Source organism: Actinoplanes lutulentus, assembly GCF_003259845.1.
Lineage (GTDB): Bacteria > Actinomycetota > Actinomycetes > Mycobacteriales > Micromonosporaceae > Actinoplanes > Actinoplanes lutulentus.
The window spans coordinates 73,323-98,500 of the sequence record NZ_QLMJ01000018.1 but is presented as its reverse complement, the minus strand read 5'-3'; the positions used below and the strand labels follow the sequence as shown (position 1 = coordinate 98,500).

General features: G+C 67.6%; 20 protein-coding genes and 1 pseudogene. 10 read left to right on the top strand and 11 right to left on the bottom strand.

The genetic code is table 11. The features are described from left to right. Positions 1 to 86 precede the first annotated feature (86 nt). Positions 87 to 1,454, bottom strand: a complete 1,368-nt coding sequence (locus B0I29_RS32710) for an ABC transporter substrate-binding protein (RefSeq protein WP_111652991.1) — start codon at positions 1,452 to 1,454, stop codon at positions 87 to 89. 362 nt (positions 1,455 to 1,816) lie between these two features. Then, complete coding sequence (locus B0I29_RS32705) at positions 1,817 to 3,196, bottom strand: UDP-glucose dehydrogenase family protein (RefSeq protein WP_111652990.1); 1,380 nt, start codon at positions 3,194 to 3,196, stop codon at positions 1,817 to 1,819. A 532-nt stretch (positions 3,197 to 3,728) separates the two neighbouring features. Here B0I29_RS32705 and B0I29_RS32700 point away from each other — a divergent pair. The 4 genes from B0I29_RS32700 (at position 3,729) to B0I29_RS32685 (ending at position 12,091) form a co-directional block, all read left to right on the top strand. Continuing rightward, positions 3,729 to 6,422, top strand: coding sequence for a cellulose binding domain-containing protein (locus B0I29_RS32700; protein WP_111652989.1), 2,694 nt, complete (start codon positions 3,729 to 3,731; stop codon positions 6,420 to 6,422). 127 nt (positions 6,423 to 6,549) lie between these two features. Then, complete coding sequence (locus B0I29_RS32695) at positions 6,550 to 9,435, top strand: glycoside hydrolase family 48 protein (protein WP_111652988.1); 2,886 nt, start codon at positions 6,550 to 6,552, stop codon at positions 9,433 to 9,435. Between the two features lies 1 nt (position 9,436). Further along, positions 9,437 to 10,600, top strand: coding sequence for a lytic polysaccharide monooxygenase auxiliary activity family 9 protein (locus B0I29_RS32690; protein ID WP_111652987.1), 1,164 nt, complete (start codon positions 9,437 to 9,439; stop codon positions 10,598 to 10,600). A 333-nt stretch (positions 10,601 to 10,933) separates the two neighbouring features. After that, on the top strand, positions 10,934 to 12,091 hold the full coding sequence (locus tag B0I29_RS32685; protein ID WP_245972910.1) for an SGNH/GDSL hydrolase family protein: 1,158 nt from the start codon (positions 10,934 to 10,936) through the stop codon (positions 12,089 to 12,091). Between the two features lie 42 nt (positions 12,092 to 12,133). On the opposite strand, the gene B0I29_RS32680 is transcribed toward B0I29_RS32685, so the two are convergent. Further along, a complete protein-coding gene (locus B0I29_RS32680) occupies positions 12,134 to 12,757 on the bottom strand; it encodes an L-threonylcarbamoyladenylate synthase (RefSeq protein ID WP_111652985.1) in 624 nt (207 codons plus the stop codon). A 150-nt stretch (positions 12,758 to 12,907) separates the two neighbouring features. Here B0I29_RS32680 and B0I29_RS32675 point away from each other — a divergent pair, with 150 nt between their 5' ends. Next, complete coding sequence (locus B0I29_RS32675; RefSeq protein WP_111652984.1) at positions 12,908 to 13,390, top strand: NUDIX hydrolase; 483 nt, start codon at positions 12,908 to 12,910, stop codon at positions 13,388 to 13,390. Between the two features lie 17 nt (positions 13,391 to 13,407). Here B0I29_RS32675 and B0I29_RS32670 read toward each other — a convergent pair whose 3' ends face one another. The 3 genes and pseudogenes from B0I29_RS32670 to B0I29_RS47055 all read right to left on the bottom strand — a co-directional run bounded on the left by B0I29_RS32670 (position 13,408) and on the right by B0I29_RS47055 (position 15,614). Continuing rightward, complete coding sequence (locus tag B0I29_RS32670) at positions 13,408 to 14,853, bottom strand: HNH endonuclease signature motif containing protein (protein ID WP_245972909.1); 1,446 nt, start codon at positions 14,851 to 14,853, stop codon at positions 13,408 to 13,410. Positions 14,854 to 15,050: 197 nt separating this feature from the next. Continuing rightward, positions 15,051 to 15,245: a hypothetical protein gene (locus B0I29_RS47060; protein ID WP_245972907.1), complete on the bottom strand. Its 195-nt coding sequence runs from the start codon at positions 15,243 to 15,245 to the stop codon at positions 15,051 to 15,053. 28 nt (positions 15,246 to 15,273) lie between these two features. Beyond that, positions 15,274 to 15,614 (bottom strand): annotated as a pseudogene (locus tag B0I29_RS47055) (alpha-amylase family glycosyl hydrolase). A gap of 173 nt (positions 15,615 to 15,787) precedes the next feature. Here B0I29_RS47055 and B0I29_RS32660 point away from each other — a divergent pair. Next, complete coding sequence (locus tag B0I29_RS32660) at positions 15,788 to 17,227, top strand: NAD-dependent succinate-semialdehyde dehydrogenase (protein ID WP_111652982.1); 1,440 nt, start codon at positions 15,788 to 15,790, stop codon at positions 17,225 to 17,227. Between the two features lie 21 nt (positions 17,228 to 17,248). Here the strand turns inward: B0I29_RS32660 and B0I29_RS32655 are convergent, their stop codons facing one another. Continuing rightward, positions 17,249 to 17,779 carry a GNAT family N-acetyltransferase gene (locus tag B0I29_RS32655; protein ID WP_111652981.1) on the bottom strand — a complete coding sequence of 177 codons (531 nt, stop codon included), beginning with the start codon at positions 17,777 to 17,779 and terminating at the stop codon, positions 17,249 to 17,251. Between the two features lie 98 nt (positions 17,780 to 17,877). On the opposite strand from B0I29_RS32655, the gene B0I29_RS32650 reads away from it, so the two are divergent. The 4 genes from B0I29_RS32650 to B0I29_RS32635 all read left to right on the top strand — a co-directional run bounded on the left by B0I29_RS32650 (position 17,878) and on the right by B0I29_RS32635 (position 22,484). Continuing rightward, positions 17,878 to 19,314 carry an ABC transporter substrate-binding protein gene (locus B0I29_RS32650; protein WP_111653123.1) on the top strand — a complete coding sequence of 479 codons (1,437 nt, stop codon included), beginning with the start codon at positions 17,878 to 17,880 and terminating at the stop codon, positions 19,312 to 19,314. A 2-nt stretch (positions 19,315 to 19,316) separates the two neighbouring features. Next, the gene (locus tag B0I29_RS32645; protein WP_245972905.1) at positions 19,317 to 20,261 is read left to right on the top strand and encodes a carbohydrate ABC transporter permease; all 945 of its coding nucleotides are present in this window, start codon (positions 19,317 to 19,319) and stop codon (positions 20,259 to 20,261) included. 3 nt (positions 20,262 to 20,264) lie between these two features. Next, positions 20,265 to 21,146, top strand: a complete 882-nt coding sequence (locus B0I29_RS32640) for a carbohydrate ABC transporter permease (RefSeq protein WP_111652979.1) — start codon at positions 20,265 to 20,267, stop codon at positions 21,144 to 21,146. A 210-nt stretch (positions 21,147 to 21,356) separates the two neighbouring features. Further along, positions 21,357 to 22,484 carry a sugar ABC transporter substrate-binding protein gene (locus tag B0I29_RS32635; protein ID WP_111652978.1) on the top strand — a complete coding sequence of 376 codons (1,128 nt, stop codon included), beginning with the start codon at positions 21,357 to 21,359 and terminating at the stop codon, positions 22,482 to 22,484. A 141-nt stretch (positions 22,485 to 22,625) separates the two neighbouring features. On the opposite strand, the gene B0I29_RS32630 is transcribed toward B0I29_RS32635, so the two are convergent. The 4 genes from B0I29_RS32630 to B0I29_RS32615 are packed head-to-tail and all read right to left on the bottom strand — an operon-like array spanning position 22,626 to position 25,026. Continuing rightward, positions 22,626 to 23,684: an LLM class flavin-dependent oxidoreductase gene (locus B0I29_RS32630; protein ID WP_111652977.1), complete on the bottom strand. Its 1,059-nt coding sequence runs from the start codon at positions 23,682 to 23,684 to the stop codon at positions 22,626 to 22,628. Positions 23,685 to 23,727: 43 nt separating this feature from the next. Then, the gene (gene smpB / locus B0I29_RS32625) at positions 23,728 to 24,228 is read right to left on the bottom strand and encodes an SsrA-binding protein SmpB (protein WP_111652976.1); all 501 of its coding nucleotides are present in this window, start codon (positions 24,226 to 24,228) and stop codon (positions 23,728 to 23,730) included. A 43-nt stretch (positions 24,229 to 24,271) separates the two neighbouring features. Next, positions 24,272 to 24,565 carry a hypothetical protein gene (locus B0I29_RS32620; protein WP_111652975.1) on the bottom strand — a complete coding sequence of 98 codons (294 nt, stop codon included), beginning with the start codon at positions 24,563 to 24,565 and terminating at the stop codon, positions 24,272 to 24,274. 29 nt (positions 24,566 to 24,594) lie between these two features. Continuing rightward, a complete protein-coding gene (locus B0I29_RS32615; protein ID WP_111652974.1) occupies positions 24,595 to 25,026 on the bottom strand; it encodes a DUF1801 domain-containing protein in 432 nt (143 codons plus the stop codon). Positions 25,027 to 25,178 lie beyond the last annotated feature (152 nt).

Sequence of the window (25,178 nt, the reverse complement as noted above, 5' to 3'; positions counted from 1 at the left end):
GAGGCTAGCGAAATGTACGGTATTTCGAGACTGCTAGGGCCGGTCGGGATTATGCCCGACCGGCCCCGTGCATTTCAGCTAACTCACTACTGCGGCCAAGCCTTCTCGATGTTGTCCACCGTCGTCTTGGTGTCCTGACCGGTGATCCAGTTGGTCGACTGCTTCCAGAACGCGTTCGAGCCGACTGCGGCGGGCATCATGTCCGAGCCGTCGAAGCGGAAGGTCGCGTTCGGGTCGAGCAGAATGGTCGCCGACAGCTTGTCGATCGGGTTCTTCAGGTTGTTCGTGTCGAGACCCTTGTTGGCGCTGACCCAGCCGGACGAAAGCTTCGCCTTGGCGTTGGCCCAGACATCGCTCGCCAGGTACGTCTGGAAGGCCTTGACCTCCGGACGGTCCGCGAACGCCAGGACGAACTCGCCGCCGCCGAGAACCGGCTTGGAGGAGGCGTCCTGACCCGGGAGGTAGAAGGCGTAGACGTCGCCGTCCTCAGCGACCGTCGTCTCCTTCGGGAAGTTCGCGGCGTAGAAGCTCGCCTGGCGGTGCAGGGAGCACTGGCCGTCCAGGATCGGGAGACCCGCGTCCTGGAAGGTGGTGCTGGCGATGCTCTTGACGTCGCCGAGGCCACCGTTGACGTACTTGTCGTTCTTCAGGTAACCGCCGACCGCGTCGAACGCGGTGACGATCGCCGGGTCGTTGAAGGGGATCTCGTGCTTGACCCACTTGTCGTAGGTCTCCGGGCCCGCGGTGCGGAGCACGAAGTCCTCAACCCAGTCGGTGAGCGGCCAGCCGGTCGCCTCACCCGAGCTGATGCCGGCACACCACGGCTTGCCGCCGTCGGTGACGATCTTGTCGGTCAGGGTCTGCAGGTCCGCCAGGGTGGTGGGGACCGTGTAGCCCTTGTCCTTGAACTCCTGGGGCGAGTACCACACCAGGGACTTCACGTTGGCACCCAGCGGCGCGGCGTAGAACTTGCCGTCGACAGTGCCGTACGCCTTCCAGTCCTCGCCGAACCACTTGTCGACGTTGGCGGACGTCTCGGCCGGGGCCTCGACCGCCTTGCCGGTGGCGACGAGCTGCTGGAGCAGACCCGGCTGGGGCACGAACGCGAGGTCCGGCGGGTTGCCGGCCTTGGCGCGGACCAGGATCTGAGTCTCGAAGGCCTTGTCGCCCTCGTACTTGATGGTGGCGCCGGTGCACTGCTCGAAGGGCTTGTAGGACTCCTTGTGCGGGGTGTCCTCCGGGGTCACGATGCCCGTGTAGATCGTGACCGTCTTACCCTTGATGTCGCCGAACGCCGCGTAGGGCGAGCAGTCGATTGCTGCTGCCGAACTGTCGGTGGTACCGCTATCGGAATCGTCGCTGTCGCCGCAGGCGGCCAGGCTGAAAGCCAGGCCCACGCTGAGGGCACCGGCGAGCGCGACCCGGGATCGCGAACTCCCACGTTGACCGAACATACCGCTCCCTATGTCATATAGCGCCTCCGGCGTCACCGGCCAATTCTGGTGGCGACGCCGCCGTCCGAAGCGCTTCTTGACCAACAGTCAAGAGGTAACCAGCAAGTTGCGCAATGATTTCGTCGTGATCGAGTCGGTAACGATATCGCTGCGACGCCCTGGCACCTTAACCGGTTAAGAAGATTGGCGGAAGAGCCTATCTCTCGACGGTGCTTACATGGACCTTTACCCTGATTTATACCCCACAAACACGGCGGTGAGTCGGTTTTGTTGGAGTTCGGGACTAGGTGCTTAAGCCGCAAAAGAGAACCGCCGCGGAGCCTTCTCGGCTACCGCGGCGGTTCGGGCGTTCTTAGTCGGGGTCAGCCCGCGACGGCCAGGTACTTGTAACCGAGGCGGCGCATGCGGTCGGCGTCGAGCACGTGGCGGCCGTCGAGCAGGATCGGGGAGCGCATCAGGCCGACGAACTTCGACCAGTCCAGTTCGAGGTACTGCGCCCACTCGGTCACCAGCACGACGGCGTCGCAGTCGGCGAACAGCTCGTCGATCGTCGGGCTCAGATACGGCGCCAGCTCCGGCTGCTCGACGCGGAACCGGTCGGTCGCCACCGGGTCGTGCAGCTTCACCCGGGCGCCGCGGGCCAGCAGCGAGTTCGCGATGTCCAGCGCCGGCGCGTCACGCAGGTCGTCGGTGTTCGGCTTGAACGCCAGGCCCAGCAGGCCGATCTTGCGGCCCTTCAGGATGCGCAGCTCGTCCTGGAGGCGCTCCACCGCGATGGCGCGCTGCCGCTGGTTGACGTCGCGGGCCGCCTTCACGATCGGCATCTCGAGGTTGTACTCGGAGGCGGTCGCGATCAGGGCCTTGGTGTCCTTGCCGAAGCAGGAGCCACCCCAGCCGACGCCGGGCTGCAGGAAGCGCGAGCCGATCCGCTGGTCGAGGCCCATGCCGCGGGCCACCTCGGTGATGTCGGCGCCGACCTTCGCGGCGAGCTGGCCGATCTCGTTCGCGTAGCTGATCTTCAGGGCCAGGAACGCGTTGGCGGCGTACTTGATCAGCTCGGCGGAGGCCAGGTCGGTGGAGACCAGCGGGACCGCGTTGACGTCCTCGGGGCGGGACAGGAACGTCGGCGGCGTGAAGGTCTGGTTGATGATCGGGCGGTAGAGGCGGTTGAGCACCTCGAGGCTGCGCGGGTTGTCCGAGCCGATGACGATCCGGTCCGGGTAGAGGGTGTCGGCGATCGCGTTGCCCTCGCGGAGGAACTCCGGGTTGGAGGCGACCGCGAACTCGGTGCCCTCAGGCCGGTTCTCGCCCTGCTCTTTTTGGCGCTGCTTGAACGAGTCGCGCAGGATCGCGTCGACCCAGTTGCCGCTGCCGATCGGGACTGTCGACTTGTTCACCACGACGGTGAAGTCGTGGTCGAGCGCCTGGGCCACGCTCTCGGCCGCGCTGCGCAGGTACCGCAGGTCCGGGCTGCCGTCGGCGGCCGACGGCGTCTGCACCGCCACGAAGACCACGTCGGCGCCGGGGACCCCGTCGGCGTAGGAGGTGGTGAACGTCAGGTTCTGTGCGGCCTCGGCGAGCAGATCCTCCATGCCGGGCTCGTAGATCGGGCACCGGCCGGCGGTGAGCATGTCGACCTTGGCCTGGTCGAGGTCGACACAGGTCACCTCGTGCCCGAGGAAGGCGAGACTCACACCGGTGGTCAAGCCGACATAGCCGGTACCGACAACACAAACCTTCATGCGATCTCCTCCGCCGCTTCTCCGGCCTGCCGCGGCTGAGTCCGGCCCTTATTGGGGGCCGGCCCGTGACCAGGGCCGTCCCGCGGTTACGCCACGTACGCGGGCCGTGGCCCGCCGTCTGGATATCCGGCGGGCCGGCCGGCGTCCTGGACGGTGCCGGCCTGCGTGTTCCGCCGAATGATACACAGGAGAAATCCCGGCGGTTTGTCCACTTGTGAGCCGTAGATCCCACCGAATGTGCGACCCGGAACGGGGGAGTTCCCGAATGTTCGTCCGGCCAACCCGCGGTGGTCGCTGGATGAAGATCAATGGTCACGCTGTGTAGTGATTACGTCTCTGGCTGAGGCGTTCGGCGGGCTTTTCGGCGCTGTCGTCTTTTCGCGCCATGTCAACGCGAGGTTTCCGGCTCTTGACGCGAGGATGACATCGAACGACGCTGCTGGGAGCGCTCCCACATGAACGTCCATCGATGGGTTGGTTTAACTGACGGGTTTGTTTGACCCGCGGGCTCTCGACTTATGGAAGGTCTCGCATGCGAAGGTCCCCCGGCGGAGCAGTGCTCGCCGCCCTCGCGCTCGTGGCCACGGCGGTCACCGTCGTCGTGTCCGGTCCCCCCTTCACCCCCGCCGTTGCGGCTCCCGCCGAGCCTTACACCTGGAAGAACGTCCGGATCGACGGCGGTGGCTTCGTTCCCGGCATCGTCTTCAACCCTGGCGAGCAGAACCTCATCTACGCGCGTACCGACATCGGTGGCGCGTACCGATGGAATCAGTCCGCGCAGAGCTGGACCCCGCTGCTCGACTGGGTCGGTCAGAAGGACTGGGGATACAACGGTGTCCTCAGCATCGCCACCGACCCGGTCGACACCCGCCGTGTCTACGCAGCCGCCGGGATGTACACGAACAGCTGGGACCCGAACAACGGCGCCATCCTGCGCTCCACCGACAAGGGCGCCACCTGGCAGAAGACCGTCCTGCCGTTCAAGGTCGGCGGCAACATGCCCGGCCGGGGCATGGGGGAGCGGCTCGCCGTCGACCCGCGGAACAACCGCAACGTCTACTTCGCGGCCGAAGGCGGCAACGGGCTGTGGCGCAGCACCGATTACGGCGTGACCTGGGCCAAGGTCAGCGCCTTCCCGAACGCCGGTAACTACGTGGCCGACCCGTCGGACACCAGCGGGTACCAGAGCCAGAACCAGGGGCTGAGCTGGGTGACGTTCGACCCGGCCTCCACCAGGGTCTACGTCGGGGTCGCTGACAAGGAGAACCCGGTCTACCGGTCGCTGGACTCCGGCGCCACCTGGGAACGGATCGCCGGCCAGCCCACCGGATATCTCGCGCACAAGGGCGTCGTCCAGGGCAAATACCTGTTCATCGCGACCAGCGACACCGGCGGGCCCTACGACGGCGGCGCGGGACAGGTCGCCCGGCTCGACACCGAGACCGGCGTCTGGACCGACATCTCGCCCACCCCGGTCGCCGACCGGTACTACGGATACTCCGGGCTCACCGTCGACCGGCAGAAGCCCGGAACCCTGATGGTCGCCACCCAGATCTCCTGGTGGCCCGACGCGATCTTCTTCCGCAGCACCGATTACGGCGCCACCTGGACGCGCGTCTGGGACTGGAGCAGCTATCCCAGCCGCACCAAGCGCTACACCCTGGACATCTCCGCGAACCCGTGGCTCGACTTCAACAGCACCAGCCAGGCGCCCGAGGAGAGCCCGAAGCTCGGCTGGATGAACGAGTCCCTGGAGATCGACCCGTTCGACTCCGGCCGGATGCTCTACGGCACCGGCGCGACGCTGTACGGCACCACCCAGCTGACGAACTGGGACGCCGGATCCACCTTCACGATCAAGCCGTTCGCCAAGGGCATCGAGGAGACCGCGGTCCAGGACCTGGCCAGCCCGCCGACCGGTGCACCGCTGGTCAGCGCGCTGTATGACGTCGGCGGCTTCCACCACGCGGACCTCGACGCGGTGCCGGCGAACTTCCACGACACCCCGTCGCTCGGTAGCAACACCGGCCTTGATTTCGCCGAGCTCAGCCCGTCGTTCTTCGTGCGGGTCGGTAATGCTGACGCCGCACCGCACATCGGTATCTCCAACGACGGCGGCAAGAACTGGTACCAGGGCCAGGAACCGTCCGGCGTCACCGGCGGCGGCACGGTCGCGGTCGGCGCTGACGCCAACGCGGTGGTCTGGTCGCCGGCCGGCGTCGGCGTGCACTACTCGACCACGCGAGGCAGCACCTGGTCCGCGTCGACCGGCATCCCCGCCGGCGCCAAGGTCGAGTCCGACCGGGTCAACCCCAAGACCTTCTATGGGTACGCGGCCGGAAAGTTCTATTTCAGCGTGGACGGAGGGGCGACGTTCACGACGTCGGCCGCTGCCATGCCTGCCGAGGGCCGGGTCAACCTGAAGGCCGTGCCGGGAGTCGCCGGTGAGGTGTGGCTGGCCGGTTCGACCGGGTTGCTGCGGTCCACCGACTCGGGGCGGACGTTCACGGCGGTCTCGACGGTGACGTCGGGCATCAACGTGGCGTTCGGCAAGGCCGCTCCGGGCGCTGTCTCCCCGGCGGTGTTCCTGGTCGGGACGGTTGACGGGGTTGACGGGGTGTTCCGCTCCGATAACAGCGGGTCGGCCTGGGTGCGGATCAACGACGATGCCCACCAGTACGGCAACGCCGGGGATGCCCTGGCCGGTGATCCGCGGATCTACGGCCGGGTCTATCTGGGGACGAACGGGCGCGGGATCTTGTACGCGGACCGTAACGGTGGGCCTTCATCGCCTACGCCCTCGGCTTCGTCCTCGTCGTCCTCGCCTTCGCCGTCCACGTCGGTTTCGGTCTCTCCATCGGCCTCTGTTTCGCCGTCGGCTTCGGTCTCCCCGTCTTCTTCCCCGTCGACCGGGTCCGGCTGCACTGCCACATATCGGGTCACCGGGCAGTGGACCGGCGGCTTCCAGGGTGAGGTGACCGTCAAGAACAACGGGACGGCTGCCACCAACGGCTGGACCGTCACGTGGGCCTACACCGGCGGCCAGGCCGTCACTCAGAGCTGGGGCGGCACCGCGACCCAATCCGGGACCGCCGTGACCGTCGTCAACGCCGGATACAACGGCGCGCTCTCGTCCGGGGCATCCACGACCTTCGGATTCCTCGGCAGCACCACCGGCACCACCAACCCCGTCCCTTCCCCCGTCGCCTGCACCACCACCCCGTAGCCGGGATGACCGTGGCGTCCGGGCCTGCTCTCCCGCTTCCCGGGCTCCGGATGCCACGGCTCTCGGCGCAGAAAGGATCCCCGTGAGGTTCAAACCACCCGGATCACCGGGCACTTTCCGTCGCAGAGTGGCTGTCACCGGCGTCGCCGTCCTCGGCGCCGGCGCGGTCCTCGCAGCCGGCGCCCCGGCGTACGCCGCGGCCGGCTGCACCGTCGTCTACAAGGTGCAGAGCCAATGGACCGGCGGCTTCACCGGCGACATCCAGATCAAGAACACCGGCGACCCGCTGACCAGCTGGAATCTGCAGTTCGACTTCCCCGACGCCGGGCAGAAGGCCGGCCAGGGCTGGAGCGGCGTCTACAGCCAGAGCGGCCAGCACGTCACCGTCACCAACGCCGCGTGGAACGGTTCCCTCGCCACCGGGGCGACCGTCGGTACCGGCTTCAACGGCACGTTCACCAGCGCCAACCCGGTGCCCACCTCGTTCACCCTGAACGGGACCGCCTGCAACCAGACCGCGGCCGTGCCGACCGTGCAGATCAGCAGCCCGGCGGCGAACACCCGGTACACCGCGCCGGCGTCCATCCCGATCACCGCCAACGCCACCGCGGCGGCCGGGCAGACGATCAGCCGGGTCGAGTTCTACCACGACGGGCTGCTGCTCGGCAGCGACACCACAGCGCCGTACGCGTACACCTGGAGCGGGGTTCCCGCCCAAGCTGCCGCGTACCATCTGCAAGCCGTCGCGTTCGACGGCGCCGGCACCCGGAGCACCACCGCCGACGTGCCGGTCTTCGTCGACGCGGCCACCACCCCGGCGATCGTCGCCGACGCCACCTCGCTGACCCTGGCGGCCGGTGCGAGCGGCAGCCTCAAGCTGGCACTCAGCAAGGCGCCGGCCGCGAACGTCAGTGTCGCGGTGGCCCGTAGCGCCGGCACCACCGCGGTCACCGCCACCCCGGCGACGCTCACCTTCACGCCGTCGAACTGGAGCACCGGCCAGAGCGTGACGATCGCGGCGGCCACCTCGGCCACCGCCGGATCCACCGCCACGATCTCGGCCACCGCTTCCGGGCACACCGCGGCGCAGGTCGCCGTCACGATCGTCGACGAGGGCTCGGTCGACGCCCGGTTCACCCAGCTCTACAACGACCTGAAGAACCCGGCCAACGGGTATTTCAGCCCGGAGGGTGTGCCGTACCACTCGATCGAGACGCTGATCGACGAGGCGCCCGACCACGGCCACGAGACCACCAGCGAGGCGTTCAGCTACTGGCTGTGGCTGGAAGCCGAGCACGGGCAGGTCACCGGTGACTGGGCGGCGTTCAACAGCGCCTGGGCGACGATGGAGAAGTACATCATCCCGTCGCACGCCGACCAGCCGACGAACGCGAACTACAACGCGCAGAAGCCGGCCACGTACGCGGCCGAGTACCCGCTGCCGTCGCAGTACCCGTCCCAGCTCGACACCGGCGTCTCGGTCGGCACCGACCCGCTCGCGGCCGAGCTGAAGGCGGCGTACGGCACCGACGACATCTACGGCATGCACTGGCTGCTGGACGTCGACAACACGTACGGATTCGGGCACTGCGGTGACGGGACCAGCCGGGTCACGTACATCAACACGTTCCAGCGCGGCCCGCAGGAGTCGACGTTCGAGACCGTGCCGCAGCCGTCCTGCGACACGTTCGCCCACGGCGGCCCGAACGGATACCTCGACCTGTTCACCAAGGACGCGTCGTACGCCAAGCAGTGGAAGTACACCAACGCCCCGGACGCGGACTCGCGCGCGGTGCAGGTGGCGTACTGGGCGTACACATGGGCGACCGAGCAGGGCAAGGCCTCGCAGATCTCCGACGCGGTGGCGAAAGCCGCCAAGATGGGTGACTACCTGCGGTACTCGTTCTACGACAAGTACTTCAAGAACCCCGGCTGCGCCTCCACGTCGTGCACCGCCGGGACCGGCAAGAGCAGCTCCAACAACCTGATGTCGTGGTACTACGCCTGGGGCGGGGCCTACGACACCAACGCCGGATGGGCCTGGCGGATCGGGTCCAGCACCAGCCACTTCGGTTACCAGAACCCGATGGCGGCCTACATCCTGTCCAACGTCAGCGCGTTCAACCCGAAGTCGCCGACGGCCAAGGCGGACTGGCAGAACAGCCTGAACCGCCAGCTGGAGTTCTACCAGTGGCTCCAGTCGTCCGAGGGTGCCATCGCCGGTGGCGCCACCAACAGCTGGAACGGCAACTACTCGGCACGGCCCGCGGGCACGCCGACCTTCTACGGTCTCGCGTACGTCGAGGCGCCGGTCTACGAGGACCCGCCGTCCAACCGCTGGTTCGGCATGCAGACCTGGTCGCTGGAACGGCTGGCCGAGTACTACTACGCGACCGGTGACACCAAGGCCAAGTCGGTGCTCGACAAGTGGGTGCCGTGGGCGCTGGCGAACACCACGATCGAGGACGACACCTTCGCGATCCCGTCCGACCTGGCCTGGTCGGGTACGCCCAACACCTGGAACCCGTCGAGCCCGCAGGCCAACACCGGCCTGCACGTGACGGTCACCAGCCGGGGACAGGACCTCGGCGTGGCAGGCTCGTACGCCAAGCTGCTCACCTACTACGCCGCCAAGTCCGGCAACGCGCAGGCGAAGACCGCGGCCAAGGGGCTGCTCGACGCGATCTGGGCGTTCAAGGACAGCAAGGGCGTCTCGGTCACCGAGACCCGGGCCGACTACAACCGGATGGACGACGTCTACAACGCCTCCACCGGCCAGGGCCTCTACATCCCGCCGGGCTGGTCCGGCGAGATGCCGAACGGTGACGTCATCAAGCCGGGTGTCTCGTTCCTGGACATCCGCAGCTTCTACCGCAACGACCCGGACTTCCCGAAGGTCGAGGCGTACCTGAACGGCGGTCCCGCGCCGACGTTCAACTACCACCGTTTCTGGGCTCAGGTCGACGTGGCAACCGGCTACGCCGATTACGCCCGGTTGTTCCCGGAGGGCTGACATGAGACTTCCCAGAATGGCCCGATTGCTGAAGATGGCGGCGGTGGTCGTGTTCGCCGCCGCGGCCGGGATCCTGGCGCTGCCCGCGACGGCCGCCCAGGCACACGGCGCCCTGCAGGTTCCCGGCAGCCGGACCTGGTTCTGCTACCAGGACGGCCGCAACCCGCAGACCGGCGCGATCGAGCCGAAGAACGCCGCCTGCGCCGCCGCGGTGGCGCAGAGCGGGGTCAACTCGCTCTACAACTGGTTCGCCGTGCTTCGCTCGGACGGCGCCGGACGGGTCAACGGGTTCCTCCCCGACGGCCAGCTGTGCAGCGGCGGGACCGGTGGGCCGTACAACTTCACCGGATTCAACCTGGCCCGCAACGACTGGCCGCTCACCCACCTGACGGCCGGCGCGAACGTGCAGTTCAAGTACAACGACTGGGCCAAGCACCCGGGCACGTTCTCCCTCTACATCACCAAGGACGGGTACGACCCGACGAAGCCGCTCGCCTGGAGCGACCTGGAGCCGACACCGTTCGACCAGGTCACCAATCCGCCGGCGAACGGTGGGCCGGGCACCGACGACGGCCACTACTACTGGAACGGCAACCTTCCCGCGGGGAAGACCGGCAAGCACCTGATCTATTCGGTGTGGGCGCGCTCGGACAGCCAGGAGACGTTCTACGGCTGCTCGGACGTGGTCTTCGACGGCGGCAACGGTGAGGTCACCGGCGTGGGAACGGGCGGCACACCGTCGCCCTCGCCCAGCACCTCGGTGTCACCCAGCACGTCGCCCTCACCCAGTACATCTCCCTCGCCCAGCACACCGGCTTCGCCCAGCACGTCGCCCAGCACGTCCAACCCGCCGGGTTCGACGGGTGGCTGCACCGCGATGTACTCCGTGGTGTCCGCCTGGACCGGCGGGTTCCAGGGTGAGGTGATGGTGCACGCCGGCACCACGCCGGTGAACGGCTGGACGGTGTCCTGGACGTTCCCCGGAAGCCAGACCCTGGCGCAGACGTGGAGTGGAAAGGCCACGTCGAGCGGATCCCTGGTATCGGTCACGAACGAGACGTGGAACGCCACGGTCCCGGCCAGCGGTTACGTCACGTTCGGGTTCCTCGCCTCGGGAACGGCGGCGGCGCAGGTACAGAATTTGACCTGTTCCACCGCTACCTGAGAGTTAGCCGGCTGAGAGTTGGCCAGCTGAGAGTTGTTTGCCGGCTGAGAGTTGGCCGGCTGAGAATCGCTGCCGGAAAGACGACTCATTGAACGACCGCCACTCGGTGGTGTGACAACTGTCGCACTGCCGGGTGGCGGTACCGCGTTCGGCAGCTTGACGAGGCCTTGGGGAGTTATTTAGCTTACCGGCATAAAGCGGAAAAATTTTCTCCTCGACACGGCCCTGGGCAGGACTGCCCGGGCTGCCAGCCGCCGCGCCCTGCTGCTCGGCGGCGCCGGCGCGGTGGCTCTCGCGGCCACCCCCGGAACGGCAGGTCAGCGCGCTCCCACGGTGCGCGTGCCGACCCGGGCCGGCACCTGGGCTGCCCCGGTCACCGCCCAGCCGGTGAGTCACATCTACACCCTCGCGGACCAGACCGTACGACAGGTCGTCCACACCAGCGCCGGAGGGGACCGGCCACAGGTGCGCTTCAGTAACGAGTTCGGCACCCATTCCGTACGCATCGGAGTTGCCCGTCTCGCGTTGCGCGCAGGAAACGGCGCGACCGCCTCCATCGTGCCCGGCACCGGGCAGCAGCTCACCTTCGCCGGCCGCACCGAAGCGGTCATCCCGGCCGGTGGCACCCTGCTCAGCGACGCCGCCGGCCTGGTCGTGCCGCCCGGCGCCGACCTGGTGATCAGCGTCTACCTGCCGGAGAAGACCGAGGTCGGCACGATCACCCCGCGCGCCTTCCAGACCAACCAGGTCGGCCCCGGCGACCTCACCGAGGCTGTCGACCTGGCCGGCAAGCCGTTCGCGACGTACGTGTTCCTCTCCGGCGTCAGCGTCCGCGTTCGCCGCTCCACCTCGACGATCGTCGCGTTCGGCGACTCGATCACCCGGGGCGTCAACACGGTGGAGAACGCCAACCACCGCTGGCCGGACCTGCTGGCGGCGCGGATGCGGGCCGACAACCTGGACCGGGGCGTGCTCAACGCCGGCCTCAGCGGCAATCGGCTGCTCACCGGGCCGATCGGGCGTACCGGGCGTGCCGGCAACAACGCCGCGGTCGGCGAGGCCGGCCTGCGCCGTTTCAACCGTGACGTCCTTGCCCAGCCCGGCGTCAGCCACGTGATCGTCCTGCTCGGCGTGAACGACCTCGGTCTCAACCCGCCGGCCACCGCCGAGGAGCTGATCGCCGGTCATCGCGAGCTGATCGCCAAGGGCCGGGCCGCCGGCGTCACGATGATCGGCGGGACGTTGCTCCCGTTCGGCGAGTACCACGGACGTCTCAACAACACGGTGAGCAGGGCCAAGCGCGACGCGTTCAACCGGTGGGTGCGTACCTCAGGCGAGTACGACGCCGTGATCGACTTCGACCAGGCCGTGCGAGATCCGGCCGTCCCGCACCGGATAGCGGCTGCCTACGACTGCGGCGACCATCTGCATCCGAGTGACGCCGGCATGGCGGCCATGGCCGAGGCTGTGCCGCTGGAGCTCTTCAAGTAGGAGCCGGGCCCAGGTCATATAGGAGCCGGGCCCAGGGGCTGGTTACTCCGAGAACCTGCTCGGGTCGCCGGCGCCGACCCGCAGGATCTCCGGGACGCCCTCGGAGAGGTCTACGACAGTGGTCGGCTCGGTGCCGCACTCACCCGAGTCGACGACCGCGTCCACGCTGTGGTCCAGTGCTTCCTTGATCTCCCAGCCCTGGGTCATCGGCTCCGCCTCGCCGGGCAGCAGCAGGGTGCTGGAGACGAGCGGCTCACCCAGTTCGGCAAGGATCGCCTGGGCGGTGACGTGGCTGGTGATGCGTACCCCGACGGTCTTCTTCTTCGGGTGAAGCAGGCGCCGCGGCACTTCCTTGGTCGCGGGCAGGATGAACGTGTACGGCCCCGGCGTGGACGCCTTCACGGCCCTGAACAGCGCGTTGTTGATCTGCACGAACTGGCCGAGCTGCGCGAAGTCGTGGCACATCAACGTGAAATGGTGCCGGTCGTCCAGATGCCGAATTGATCGGATCCGGTCCAGGCCGTCCTTGTTGCCCATCCGGCAGCCCAGCGCGAAGCAGGAGTCGGTCGGATAGGCGATCAGCCCGTCACCGCGGATCACGTCGACGATCTGGTGGATGCTGCGCTGCTGCGGGTTGTCTGGATGCACGTCGAAGTACTTGGCCACTCCGACAACCCTAGTCGTCGACCTTGGCCGAAATCTCCGGTCGGCCGGTCTCGGCAAGCGGGTCTGGGCGGCCCAGTTTGAGCGGCCCAGTTTGAGCGGCCCAGTCTGAGCGGGCCAGTCTGAGCGGGTCAGTCTGGCTAGAGTCCGATCATGGAGAGCGTGTACCGCCCCGCCGTCCGTGTGATCTGTTTCGACGCCGACGGCCGAATTCTGCTCCTGCACTGGGAGGATCCGACCAACGGACACCGCCTCTGGGAGCCGCCCGGCGGCGGCATCGAACCGGGGGAGAGCCCGCTCGACGCAGCCCGCCGCGAGCTCACCGAGGAGACCGGCCTGGACGCGAGCGCGATCCTCCCCGACTTCATCGACGTCCACCGTGACATCTGGTGGAAAGGCCGGCGATTCGCCGGCCCCGAACAATTCTTCGCGGCCTTCTTCCTGACGTCACGGCCGGTGGTGGTCCGGGACGGTCTCCTTGAGTACGAGCAACGCGAACTCCTCGGCCACACCTGGGCCGACCCGGCCGCACTGGAGCCGGGCGACGCCCGAAAGGTGCCGAATCCGCTGCCGGACCGCATCGAACCCCCGAACCTCGCCGATGTCATCCGCGAGTTGAGTGCCCGACCTCGTTGACGCGGGTCGACGGGAACTCACGTCCGCCGGTGGTACCTCTCGCCACCATCCCCCTGAACTTGCCTGTATCCCCGAGCTTGCCCGTACCGCTGAGCTTTCCCGTACCCCCGAACTCGCCGGTGTCGTTGCCCCTGCCCGCGCCGTTGAACTCGCTTTTCACCTCCACTACCGCCCTTGTCGCGGTGATGATCCGAGCCGCGCCGGTGGTACAGATTGCGGCGCGGTGCCCGGTCCGGGTCGAGGGACGCCGGTGGCAGGAACTCGGGGCCTCCATCGGGCCCGGGCCGGATCTGCCAGCCGGAGTCCCCGTGAATGACCTGATGGTGGTACCCGCACAGCAACGCCAGATCGCGCAGATCGGTCTTGCCGCCCTCTGACCACGGCTTCATGTGGTGCGCCTCGCACCACTGGGCCGGCCGGTCACAGCCGGGGAACGTGCATCCCCGGTCCCGCACCACCAGCGCCCTCCGCTGCACGCCGCTGACCAGCCGCCGGGTACGGCCGGCGTCGAGCACCTGGCTCTCCCCACTGAAGATCAGCGGCAGCACCTGGGCGTCGCAGGCGATCCGGCGGACCGTCTCGGCCGAGACCGGCTCCCCGTCGGCCAGCACACCCGGCCCGAGATCACGGAGCAGCGTGTCGTAGGAAGCGGTGATCGCCAGTTGTGGCCGCGCGCCGCCCTGTTCCGGCAGACGGCCGCCGGAGAGGACGAGCCGGCACACGTCGACCAGCGCGTCCGCGCGTCGCTGCCCCGGTGTCCGGGTCTCACCGGTCTCCGCCAGCTCAGATTCGGTCGCGGCGGGCCGGCACAGCGGGTCCAGCGCTGCCGTCACCACGGCGGCGGCCTCGCTGTCGAGAAGGCCACGCAACCGTACGCGTCCGTCGCCCGCCGAGGTCAGCGTGAGGAACCGTTGCTCCCGTGCTTCGCGCTCGGCCCGGCGCAGCCGGGCTTCTTCCTCGGCCTCGCCGGCCTCCGGGGCGACGTGTTCGAGGATCCGGCGCGCCGCGATCCGCAGCCTTCGCGGGTCGAGCACCTGCGCCCACTCGATCAGAACCTGCCGCGCCCGCTCGTGGGTCTCGGCGTCCAGGTCTTTGGGTAGCTGCGCCAGCTCCGTGGTGATGACGGCCATCTGCTCGGCGTTGATCGCGCCGGCGACGGCGGCCGCGTCCAGATCGGGATAGGTGTCCAGGACTCGTGCCTGGGCCAGCCACATGCCGGCCGTCGACGAGGAGATCCGTAGCCGCTCTCGCAACCACATGTTCGCCGTCGCCGCCTGTTGCGACCCGGGAATTCCGCGGCCGTCCACCTCGCGCACCGCGTGCAGCAACGCTGCCTGGAGCAGCTGCTGAGCGTGGAAGACCTGGTCGAGGAAGTCCAGGAGGTCCGCCTCGGACAGCCCGAACATCGGTGCGCGGGCGCACTCACCCGCCACCGCCACCAACCGCTCCGCCGCCTCCAACACACGACAATCTTCGAACATGCGTACGACAAAAACCCCTCCCATTGCCCAGCCAGAGACGCCATCAAGGATTTGCGACAACCCAGAAAAATCGACCGGCTCTAGAGCAGCGGGGTTCCGGAACGCCCGGGTTCCACCACGTCATGGTTCTCCAGGACCCACGTGACCGGCGGGTGCCGCAGCAACTCCTCACCCGCCTCTCACCGCGCGCCGGCACTCCACGGAGCGACCAGGAACCCGGACGCGAACGCCTGATGCAGCCGATCCGGCCCGATGAATCGAGCCGCCCGGGCCGGCTCCATGTCGACCTCGCCGATCAGGACGCGCGGCGGGTCGTACCCGTCGGCGATCTCCCGCCAGCGACGGAACACCCGGTCGAACCAGAACCGGATCACATTGTCGAAGAACGGCGCGGTCCGTGGATCACACCAGTTCCAGTCGGGCTGTGACGGCGCGTAAAGATGCAGGTACCCCGACCGGGCCGCCGAACACGCTAGGCCAGTTGTTGGGCGTAGAGCTGAAGTAAAAGCGTTCCCGCGCCGACTCACCTCCCGCCCGCGCCGCCTGGAAGATCGGATGCTCCGAGGAGCACTGATGGGGGACGATGTCGATGATCACGCGCAGCCCGAGCTCGTGCGCCCGCGCGAGCAGAGCGTCGAAATCAGCGAGATCACCGAAGATCGGGTCTAGGCGCTCACGTCGTACCCATGATCGTTTTGGGGTGAGGCCTGGAACGGTGTGAGCCAGAGCGCGTCGCATCCCAGACCCGCGAGGCCGCCGATCCCGTCCCCGTTGGCATCTGAGAATGATCTTGGATAAACCTGATGGACGACGCCGTCTCGCCATCACACACCCGCCACGCACCAAGTGTCCAGGGAAGCATGGCGAGGCGCAGCGATCGGTAGCAAGCTAAGGCCGAGTACGGCGACGCGAGGAAATGAGGAGCGCAGTGGAAACCGAACTGTTCATCGGCGGCAAATGGGTGCCGGCCTCCTCGGGGAGCCGCTTCGACGTCCTCGACCCGGCGACCGGCGACACCATCGCCTCGGTCGCGGACGGCACGGAGACGGACGCGATCGCCGCGGTGGACGCGGCTGCTGCCGCGGGTCCCGCTTGGGCCAAGACACCACCGAGGGTACGCGCGGAGGTGCTGCGCAAAGCGTTCGAGCTGATGACCGAACGCGCCGCCGACCTGGCGAAACTCATCAGCCTGGAGAACGGCAAGGCTCTCGTGGACGCGAAGGGCGAGGTCACGTACGCGGCCGAGTTCTTCCGCTGGTTCGCGGAGGAGGCGGTCCGCGGCGAGGGTTCGATCGCGACCGCTCCGTCCGGCGCCAACAAGCTTCTCGTGGTGCGCCAGCCGGTCGGCGTGTGTGTGCTGGTCACGCCGTGGAACTTCCCGGCCGCCATGGCCACCCGCAAGATCGGTCCGGCGCTCGCGGCCGGCTGCACGGTGATCCTGAAGCCGGCCAGTGACACCCCGCTGACCGCGCTCGCGATGGCCGCGATCCTGGCCGAGGCGGGCGTGCCCGAGGGAGTGGTGAACGTGCTGCCGTCCCGCAGCTCCGGCAAGGTCGTGTCGGCGATGTTGCACGACCCGCGGGTCCGCAAGCTGTCGTTCACCGGCTCGACCGAGGTGGGCCGGATCCTGCTCGCGCAGGCCGCCGAGAACGTGGTGAACACGTCGATGGAGCTGGGCGGCAACGCGCCGTTCCTGGTCTTCGCGGACGCCGACCTGGACGCCGCGGTCGACGGCGCGATGATCGCGAAGATGCGCAACGGCGGCGAGGCGTGCACCGCGGCGAACCGGTTCTTCGTCGAGACGACGGTCGCCGACGACTTCTCCCGCCGGCTCGCGCAGCGCATGTCCGCGCTGGTCGTCGGCCCGGGCACGGACGAGAAGACGCAGGTGGGCCCGCTCGTCAACGAGGACACCGTGGCGAAGGTGGACAGTCTGGTCCGCTCCGCACTCGACGCCGGCGCCGAGGCGATCACCGGCGGCAGCCGTCCGGGCGGTCCCGGCTTCTACTACCCGCCGACCGTGCTGACCGGCGTCGGCCCGGACTCGGCGATCCTCCGCGAGGAGATCTTCGGCCCGGTCGCGCCGATCGTGACGTTCACCAGCGAGGACGAGGCCATCGCGCTGGCCAACGACACCGAGTACGGCCTCGTGGCCTACGTCTACACCGGCGACCTCTCCCGCGGCCTGCGGGTGAGCGAGGCGATCGAGGCCGGCATGGTCGGCGTGAACCGCGGCCTGGTCAGCGACCCGGCCGCACCGTTCGGCGGCGTCAAGCAGAGCGGCATCGGCCGCGAGGGCGGCCACGAGGGCCTCCTCGAATACCTCGAGTCGAAGTACATCGCCGTGAGCTGGTAGAAGACCAGCTTGTGGTTGCGCTCAGACGATTTCCTTGCGCATGCGAACCAGAGGCACGGGTACGCCCGAACGAGCGTCCGTGAGCTCCTCGACGACCCCGTAACCGTTGGCTGCGTAGAGCGGCTGTCCCGAGAGAGTTCCCATCAGTTCCAGGGTGGTGAACCCCTCCGCGGCGGCCGCTCGTTCGCACTCGGCCAGGATCATCCGGCCGACTCCTCGCCGTGCGTGCCGCGGATGCGTGAACATGGCCCGTACCCTTGCCGGGTCCCGTCCCGGATCCAGCAGCGCGGCATCCCGCCCGGCGCTGTGGTCGCCGCCGTACAGCGTTGCCCGCCGGCTCCACCCGCCACACCCGCAGATGGTCGCGTTCTCCTCGACCACGAAGTACGTCCCGTCGACGACGAGCTGCGTGTCCAGCCCCATGATCGCGTGGCTCGCGGCGATCTGGTCGTCGTCGAGAAACCCCCGCTGCAGCTCGGCGATCGACGCCGCCATCACCTCCCGCAGTGCGGGCAGGTCGTCTTCGGTCGCGACTCGGATCCGCAGGCTCATGACATCCCATTGTGGTGGCCGCTCGATTCGCGCCGGCACCGGCACGGGCTTACCGTCGGAAATGTTCGTCGTTATCGATGCGTAACGGGGTGGACATCATGGGTTTCGACAGACCGGCAGTCCGGGTACGAGCGGCTGCCGCACTCCTCCTGGTGGGTGCTCTGGTGGGTGCGCTGGGAGCGTGCGGAAGCGACGAGGGCGACTCCGGAGGGACGCTCACTGTCTGGAGCCTGGAGAACCTGACCGATCGGGTTCAGGCCACCCAGAAGATCGCCGACGAGTTCACCAAGTCCACCGGCATCCCGGTGAAGATCGTGGCCACCGACGAGAACCAGTTCAGCAGCCTGATCACCTCGGCCGCCGCGGCCGGGACGCTGCCGGACGTGGTGGGTGCGCTCCCGCTCGCCGCCGTGGCGCAGATGGCCACCAACGAACTGCTCGACACCGCGGCCGCCAAGTCGGTCGTGGATGAACTCGGCGCCGCAACGTTCGCCGCCCCGGCACTGGCGCTGACCAACCAGGACGGCAAGCCAGCCGGACCAGCGCAGTGGGCGGTGCCTTCGGACGGCTGGGCGCAGCTGCTCTTCTACCGTAAGGACCTGTTCGCAGCGGCCGGTCTGCCGGCGCCGGACACCTATGCCGCGATCCGCGCCGCCGCCGAGAAGCTCACCACGAACCAGGTCGCCGGCATCACTGTCGCGACCGTCGGGAACGACGCGTTCACCCAGCAGACCTTCGAGAACCTCGCGCTCGGCAACAACTGCCAGCTCGTCGACGACGCGAAGACGGTGCTGCTCGACTCACCGCAGTGCGTGGAGACGTTCCAGCTCTACGCCGACCTGGTGAAGAACTGGTCGGTGCCGGGCGCGCAGGACGTCGACACCACCCGCGCCACGTACTTCGCCGGCAAGGCCGCCATGGTCGTCTGGTCGTCGTTCCTGCTCGACGAGCTGGCCGGCCTGCGCAACGACGCCCTGCCCACCTGCGCCGAGTGCAAGAACGACCCGGCCTGGCTGGCGAAGAACACCGGTGTCGTCACCGCCGTGAGCGGCCCGCAGGGACAACCCGCCCAGTTCGGCGAGATCACCAGCTGGGCCATCACCCAGACCGAAGGAAACCAGGGCGAAGGAAACCAGACCGAGTCTGCGAAGCGCTTCGTCAGCTACATGATGAACGAGGGATACACCGACTGGCTCGGTATCGCTCCCGAGGGCAAAATTCCCGTGCGCAAGGGTACGGCCGACGACGCCACGAAATTCGTCAAGGCCTGGAACAGCCTGCCGGCCGGTGTGGACACCAAGAAACCGCTCGCCGAGGTCTATCCGGAGGACTTCCTCACCGCGCTCCAGAAGAGCCCTGACACGTTCCAGCGCTGGGGCTTCCCCCAGAAGCAGGGCGCCCTGGTCGGCGCCACCCTCGGCGAACTGCCGGTGCCGAAGGCGATCAACAGCCTGACGACCGGCGAGCTGGACGCGGCGGGCGCGGCGCAACGAGCGGCGGAGGACGTCACGGCGATCCAGAAGTCCCTCGAGTGAGAGTGAAGCAACCCCGGACGCTTCGCCAGCAGGAGAACCGTGCGGGCCTCGCCTATCTCTCACCCACGCTCGTCGTGGTCCTGGTCGTGGTGATCCTGCCGATCCTCTGGACGATCATGCTGGCCTTCCAGCGGATCCGGCTGATCAACCTGCGCCGGGCCGGCGTCTTCGGCGACTACAGCCTCGCCAACATCGAGGTGGTCCTGACCTCGCCCGGATTCTGGTCGTCGCTCTGGACAACCGTGGTCTACACGGTCGGCTCGACCCTCGGATCGATAACGATCGGCCTGATCGCGGCTCTGGCTCTCCGGGCCCGCTTCCGGGCCCGGACACTGGTCCGGGCCTCGGTCCTTCTTCCGTACGTAGCGCCCGTGGTGGCCGTGACATTCGTCTGGACCGTGCTGCTCAGCCCACAGTTCGGCCTCCTGAACGACTGGGGGATGAGGTTCCTCGGCTGGGACCGGCCGATCGCGTTCCTCAGCCAGCGTGAGTACGCCCTGAACGTCCTGGGCTGGCACGTCGACATCCCGATCGCTCTGCTCACCGTGATCGCGTTCGAGTCGTGGCGGTACTTCCCGTTCGCGTTCCTGTTCCTGCTCGCCCGTCTCCAGGCGGTGCCGCAGGAGCTGGAGGAGGCGGCCCGGGTCGACGGCGCCGCGCCCACCCAGGTCTTCCGGCACATCCTGCTGCCGCAGCTCTCCGCCGTGATCGCGCTGCTCTGCGTGCTGCGCTTCATCATGACGTTCAACAAGTTCGACGACGTTTACCTGCTGACCGGCGGCGGTGCCGGCACCGAGGTGGTGAGCGTGCGCGTCTTCGAGTTCCTCACCGCCCGCTTCGACATCGGTGCCGCGGCCGCGCAGGCCCTGGTTCTCGCCGCCGGCCTGGTCGTGCTGCTGGTGATCTATCTGCGCTTCCTGGCGCCCCGCGTCGAAGGGGAGGGGTAGACCGTGAAAGGGACCAGGAGAGATCGCGCCCAGATCGAGACCCGGGTGCTCAACGTCCTGCGCCCACTGGTGATCACCGTACTGCTGGTCACGACGCTGTTCCCGTTCCTCTACATGCTGCTGCTCTCGGTACGCCCGATCGAGCAGCTCCTCCAGAACCCGGGACAGTTCTGGGCGCCGCCCTCCGCATGGACCGTCAGCACGTACCAGGAGGTGCTGACCTCGGTGGCCGACGGCGGGCAGGGCTTCCTGCGTCTGCTGACGAACTCCGCGATCGTCTCGGTGGCCGCCACGGTCCTGACGCTGCTGGTGTCGATCCCCGGCGCGTACGCGGTCAGCCGTCTGCGGTTCACCGGTCGCCGTCAGGTGCACTTCCTGTTCCTGTCGGTCTACCTGTTCCCGTCGATCCTGCTCGCGATCCCGCTCTTCGTGCTCTTCACCCGGCTCGGGCTGCGCGGCTCGCTGGCCGGGCTGACGTTCGTGTACATCGCCCAGACGGTCCCGGTCTCGATCTACATGCTGCGCAATTACCTCAGCACGATCCCGGAGAGCTTGGAGGAGGCGGCCGCGGTCGACGGGTACGGCCGGCTCCAGACGCTGGTCAAGATCGTCCTTCCGCTGGCAGCTCCGGCCGTGATGGCGAACGCCCTGTACGTCTTCATGATCGCGTGGAACGAATTCCTGTTCGCCCTGCTCTTCCTGGTGGAGGATCGCGCCGACTGGACCGTCTCGCTCGGCCTGGCGCAGCTCTCCGGTGGCATCGAGGTCAGCAAGACCGTCCTGATGGCCGGTTCCGTTGTGCTGACGCTGCCGATTGTGATCATATTCTTCGCGGCTGAGCGGCTGCTCACCGAAGGATTGACAGCAGGAGCCGAAAAAGCCTGACGTATGGGGGCCCGAACCCCCTGACGCTGGGAACAGAGGATCATGGAGCGGTTACTCCTAGTGATTGTTTGGCAGTAACCCGCAGGAAATGAATAATCTTGTTCCTCTGGCCCCCTCCCGATGTTGCTCCCCCGGCGCGCTGGCCGATACTAGGCGGGCCGTTCAGCGCCCCACCGCAGCTCGGGTCCCCCTGAGAGGACATATATCGCCATGCGCAAGTCTCTGCTCGCCCTGGTCGCCGCAGGCCTGTTGACCACGGTCACACTCACGGCTTGTGACGACGGCACCGACCCCGGTGACAACAGCGACAGCGGCTCGGCAACGACCAGCAACGGCGGCGAGTCGACCGGTTCGGGCGGCATCGGTGTGATCCTGCCCGACACCAAGAGCTCGCAGCGCTGGGGAACGGACGACCCGAAGTACCTGAAGGCCGCGTTCGAGGCCGGCAAGGTGCCCTACACGATCGAGAACGCTGAGGGCGACAAGGAGCAGTTCAAGCGCCTTGCCGACAAGATGCTGGACGAGGGCGCGAAGGTCCTGATCATCGCGAACCTGGACTCGGTGAGCGGTAAGGCCGTGATCGACGACGCTCACTCCCGCAGTGTCCCCGTCATCGATTACGACCGTCTTACCCTCAACGGCGGCGCTGACTACTACGTCAGCTTCGACAACGAGCGGGTCGGCGAGCTCCAGGCACAGGAACTGGTCAACTGCCTGAACGCCAAGAACGTGAACACCCCGATCGTCGCCGAGCTCAACGGCTCGCCGACGGACAACAACGCGACGCTGTTCAAGAACGGTTACGACCGGGTCCTCCAGACCCACTTCGATGACGCCACGTTCATGAAGGGCCCGGACCAGTTCGTGCAGGACTGGGACAACGACGAGGGTCGCGAGATCTTCGCTCAGATGCTGAAGCAGTACCCGAAGATCGGCGGCGTCCTCGCCGCCAACGACGGCCTCGGCAACGCGGCCATCGAGGTGCTCCGCGAGAAGAAGATGAACGGGGACGTCCCGGTCACCGGCCAGGACGCGACCGTGCAGGGTCTCCAGAACATCCTCATCGGCGACCAGTGCATGACCGTGTACAAGAACGTGAAGCTCGAGGCGGACGCCGCCGCGAAGCTGGCGATCAACCTGTACAAGAACGTCAAGTCGCCGGTCGACGACAAGCTGAAGGACCCGGAGTCGGGCGCCTATGTGCCGTTCGTGAAGCTGGAGCCGGAAGCCATCACCAAGGCCAACGTCAAGACGGTCGTGGACGGCGGCTACGTCACCGCGAAGGTGCTCTGCACCGCGAAGTTCAAGACCGCCTGCAACAAGGCCGGCATCAAGTAAAAGGCCGGCATCAAGTAAGCAGCGCCGCACCAGCAGATAGCTGAACCGAAAGGCCGGCCGGCCGCCATCAGGCGACTCGCCGGCCTTTCGCTTTCCCGAAATTGGCGCTGGCCGGAAACCGGCGCTCGCCGGGAACCGGCGTTAAGCCGCCAGCAGCTCCCGTACCCGCGGGATGACCTGCGTGCCGTACAGCTCCACGCACGTCATCAGCCGGTCGTGGGGCAGCGTCCCGTGCGAGTACTTCAGGTCGAACCGCTGGATCCCCAGCGCACCCACCGTCGCTGCGATCTTCTGCGCGACGGTCTCCGGGGACCCGACGTGCCAGGCGCCCTGGGTGATGTCCGCGACGAAGCGGTCCTTCGTCGTCCGCGGCCAGCCACGCTCGCGCCCGAGCCGGTCCAGCATCTTCCGGGCGTGCGGCCAGAGAACCTCGATCGCCTCCTCGTCGGTCTCCGCGACGAAACCGGGGCAGTGCGCCGCGACATGAGGTGTGACTTCAGGCTGCTCCGGATCCAGCTGCGCGAGCTCCTTGAGCGCGCGGTGGTACAGGTCGACGTACGGCGCGAACCGGGCCGGCTCGCCGCCGATGATCGCCAGTACCAGCGGCAGGCCGTACTGTGCGGCCCGCACCACCGACTCGGGGCTGCCGCCCACGCCGATCGAGGCGTGGATCCGGCCCGACTCGGTCTTCGGGTAGACCTGCTGGTCCTTCAGCGGCGGCCGCACCGAACCGGACCAGGTCACCGGCCCCTCGGTGAGCAGGTGCGAGACCAGGTCAAGCTTCTCCGAGAACAGCTGCTCGTAGTCCGACAGGTCGTACCCGAACAGCGGGAACGACTCGGTGAACGAACCCCGGCCCAGGATGATCTCGGAGCGGCCGCCCGAGATCGCGTCCAGGGTGGCGAAGCGCTCGAACACCCGTACCGGATCGTCGGAGCTCAGAACCGTGACCGCCGTGCCGAGCTTGATTCGCTCGGTCTTCGCGGCGATAGCCGCCAGCACGATCTCCGGCGCGGAGACCGCGTAGTCGTCACGGTGGTGCTCACCGACACCGAACGCGTCGACGCCGACCCGGTCCGCGAGGACCGCCTGCTCGATGACGTTCCGGATGACCTGCGCGTAAGGGATGGCCTTGCCGTCGTCGCCGACCGTGACGTCGCCGAACGTGTCCAGCCCGAATTCTACTTTTGGATCTTCCACCCGTAGATCCTAGCCGCGGTCAGGAACCCGGCTGCGGGAAGTCTCAGCGACGCCCACCTCCCGTCGCCGACCGGCCTTTCAGCCGGCGGCCGAACTCCTTGGCGATCTCTTTTTTCGCGTCGCGCTCGGCCATGACCTGCCGCTTGTCGTAGGACTTGAGGCCTCGCGCCAGCCCCAGCTCGACCTTGGCCCAGCCGTCCTTGAAGTAGAGCGACAGCGGCACCAGGGTGAGGCCGGACCCCTCGTTGAGCTTGTTCAAGATCTTGATGATCTCGTCCTTGTGCAGCAGCAGCTTGCGGGTCCGGCGCGGGGAATGGTTGGTCCAGCTGCCGAAGCCGTACTCCGCGATGTGCAGGCCGTAGAGCATCAGCTCGCCGTTGTGCTCCTGGGCGAACGTGTCCACGAGTGACACGCGGCCCAGGCGCAGCGATTTGACCTCGGTCCCGGCCAGCACCAGGCCCGCCTCATATGTCTTGAGGATCGCGTAGTCGTGACGCGCCTTCTTGTTGGAGGCGATCAGCTTGGTCCCGGTCTCCTTGGCCACGAAGAAACCCTAAGCCAAGCCACATGACACCGGCATAACAGCCTTACGAAACCCCGGGAACGGACGGCGGGTCGACCGGGAGCGGACGGCGCATCGAGTACGTCACGCTGCTCAGCCGGTGCGGCTCGTCCTTCACATGGATGACCGCGCGGTCGTAGGCCTGCCAACCGGCCAGCCCCGCCCGGTTGAGGTGCCGGATGTCGTCGAAACGTTCGTCGGTGCCCCAGCGCAGAAGGCCACCGGGATGGTGGAACGTCGCCGTCCAGTCCATGAACCGGTCGGATCCCAGCGTGCCCGCGGCGCGGTATTCGAGCCGCGCGTATTCCCAATTGTCCACCGGATGATTATGCCGTCCGGTTCGGACGGCTACACCCTCTCAGAGATCACCGTTTTACCGTTCAGGTGCTCGTAACCGGCCTTCACCAGCTCCCGCAGCACCTCTTGATCCACATCGGCGAGGCGTTTCAGGTACAGACAGGACTTCCCGGTGCGGTGCGGACCGAGACGTTCAAGCAGGCCAGGGTACGCGTCGAAGCCCGCCGAGATATACAACGTGAGCGCCTGTTTCCGGGGCGACAAGCCGACGGCCGGCCAGTCTCCCTCAGTGCCGGTGGCATATCGGTAGTGATAGACGCCGAACCCGACGATCGCCGTGCCCCACATGGTGGGCTCGGCCCCGGTGGCGTCCCGGATCAGTGCCAGCGCGGCCACGGCGTCGTCGCGGCGTTTCGGATCAGCGACGGCGGCCAGGAACTCGTCGACGCCTTGTTCGGTACGAACGGTCTTCGGCTCGGCCATGGCTCTCAGCCTAAGCCCGTGAACAGGACGCTGTCACAGTCCGAACGCGTGCTTCCCGGCCAAAATCGCCCGCCAAAAAACCGCCCGGCGCGTGACAGCGCCGGGCGGCAAAAGGCGTTCAGAGGGCTTCAAAGGGATTCAGAGGGCTTCCA

Excerpts from the sequence above, each read along its gene's own strand:
- B0I29_RS32700 (WP_111652989.1), top strand. The coding sequence starts at position 3,729 with ATGCGAAGGTCCCCCGGCGGAGCAGTGCTCGCCGCCCTCGCGCTCGTG.
- B0I29_RS32635 (WP_111652978.1), top strand. The coding sequence starts at position 21,357 with ATGCGCAAGTCTCTGCTCGCCCTGGTCGCCGCAGGCCTGTTGACCACG.
- B0I29_RS32660 (WP_111652982.1), top strand. The coding sequence starts at position 15,788 with ATGAGGAGCGCAGTGGAAACCGAACTGTTCATCGGCGGCAAATGGGTG.
- B0I29_RS32705 (WP_111652990.1), bottom strand. The coding sequence starts at position 3,196 with ATGAAGGTTTGTGTTGTCGGTACCGGCTATGTCGGCTTGACCACCGGT.
- B0I29_RS32615 (WP_111652974.1), bottom strand. The coding sequence starts at position 25,026 with ATGGCCGAGCCGAAGACCGTTCGTACCGAACAAGGCGTCGACGAGTTC.
- B0I29_RS32690 (WP_111652987.1), top strand. The coding sequence starts at position 9,437 with ATGAGACTTCCCAGAATGGCCCGATTGCTGAAGATGGCGGCGGTGGTC.
- B0I29_RS32655 (WP_111652981.1), bottom strand. The coding sequence starts at position 17,779 with ATGAGCCTGCGGATCCGAGTCGCGACCGAAGACGACCTGCCCGCACTG.
- B0I29_RS32675 (WP_111652984.1), top strand. The coding sequence starts at position 12,908 with ATGGAGAGCGTGTACCGCCCCGCCGTCCGTGTGATCTGTTTCGACGCC.
- B0I29_RS32650 (WP_111653123.1), top strand. The coding sequence starts at position 17,878 with ATGGGTTTCGACAGACCGGCAGTCCGGGTACGAGCGGCTGCCGCACTC.
- B0I29_RS32710 (WP_111652991.1), bottom strand. The coding sequence starts at position 1,454 with ATGTTCGGTCAACGTGGGAGTTCGCGATCCCGGGTCGCGCTCGCCGGT.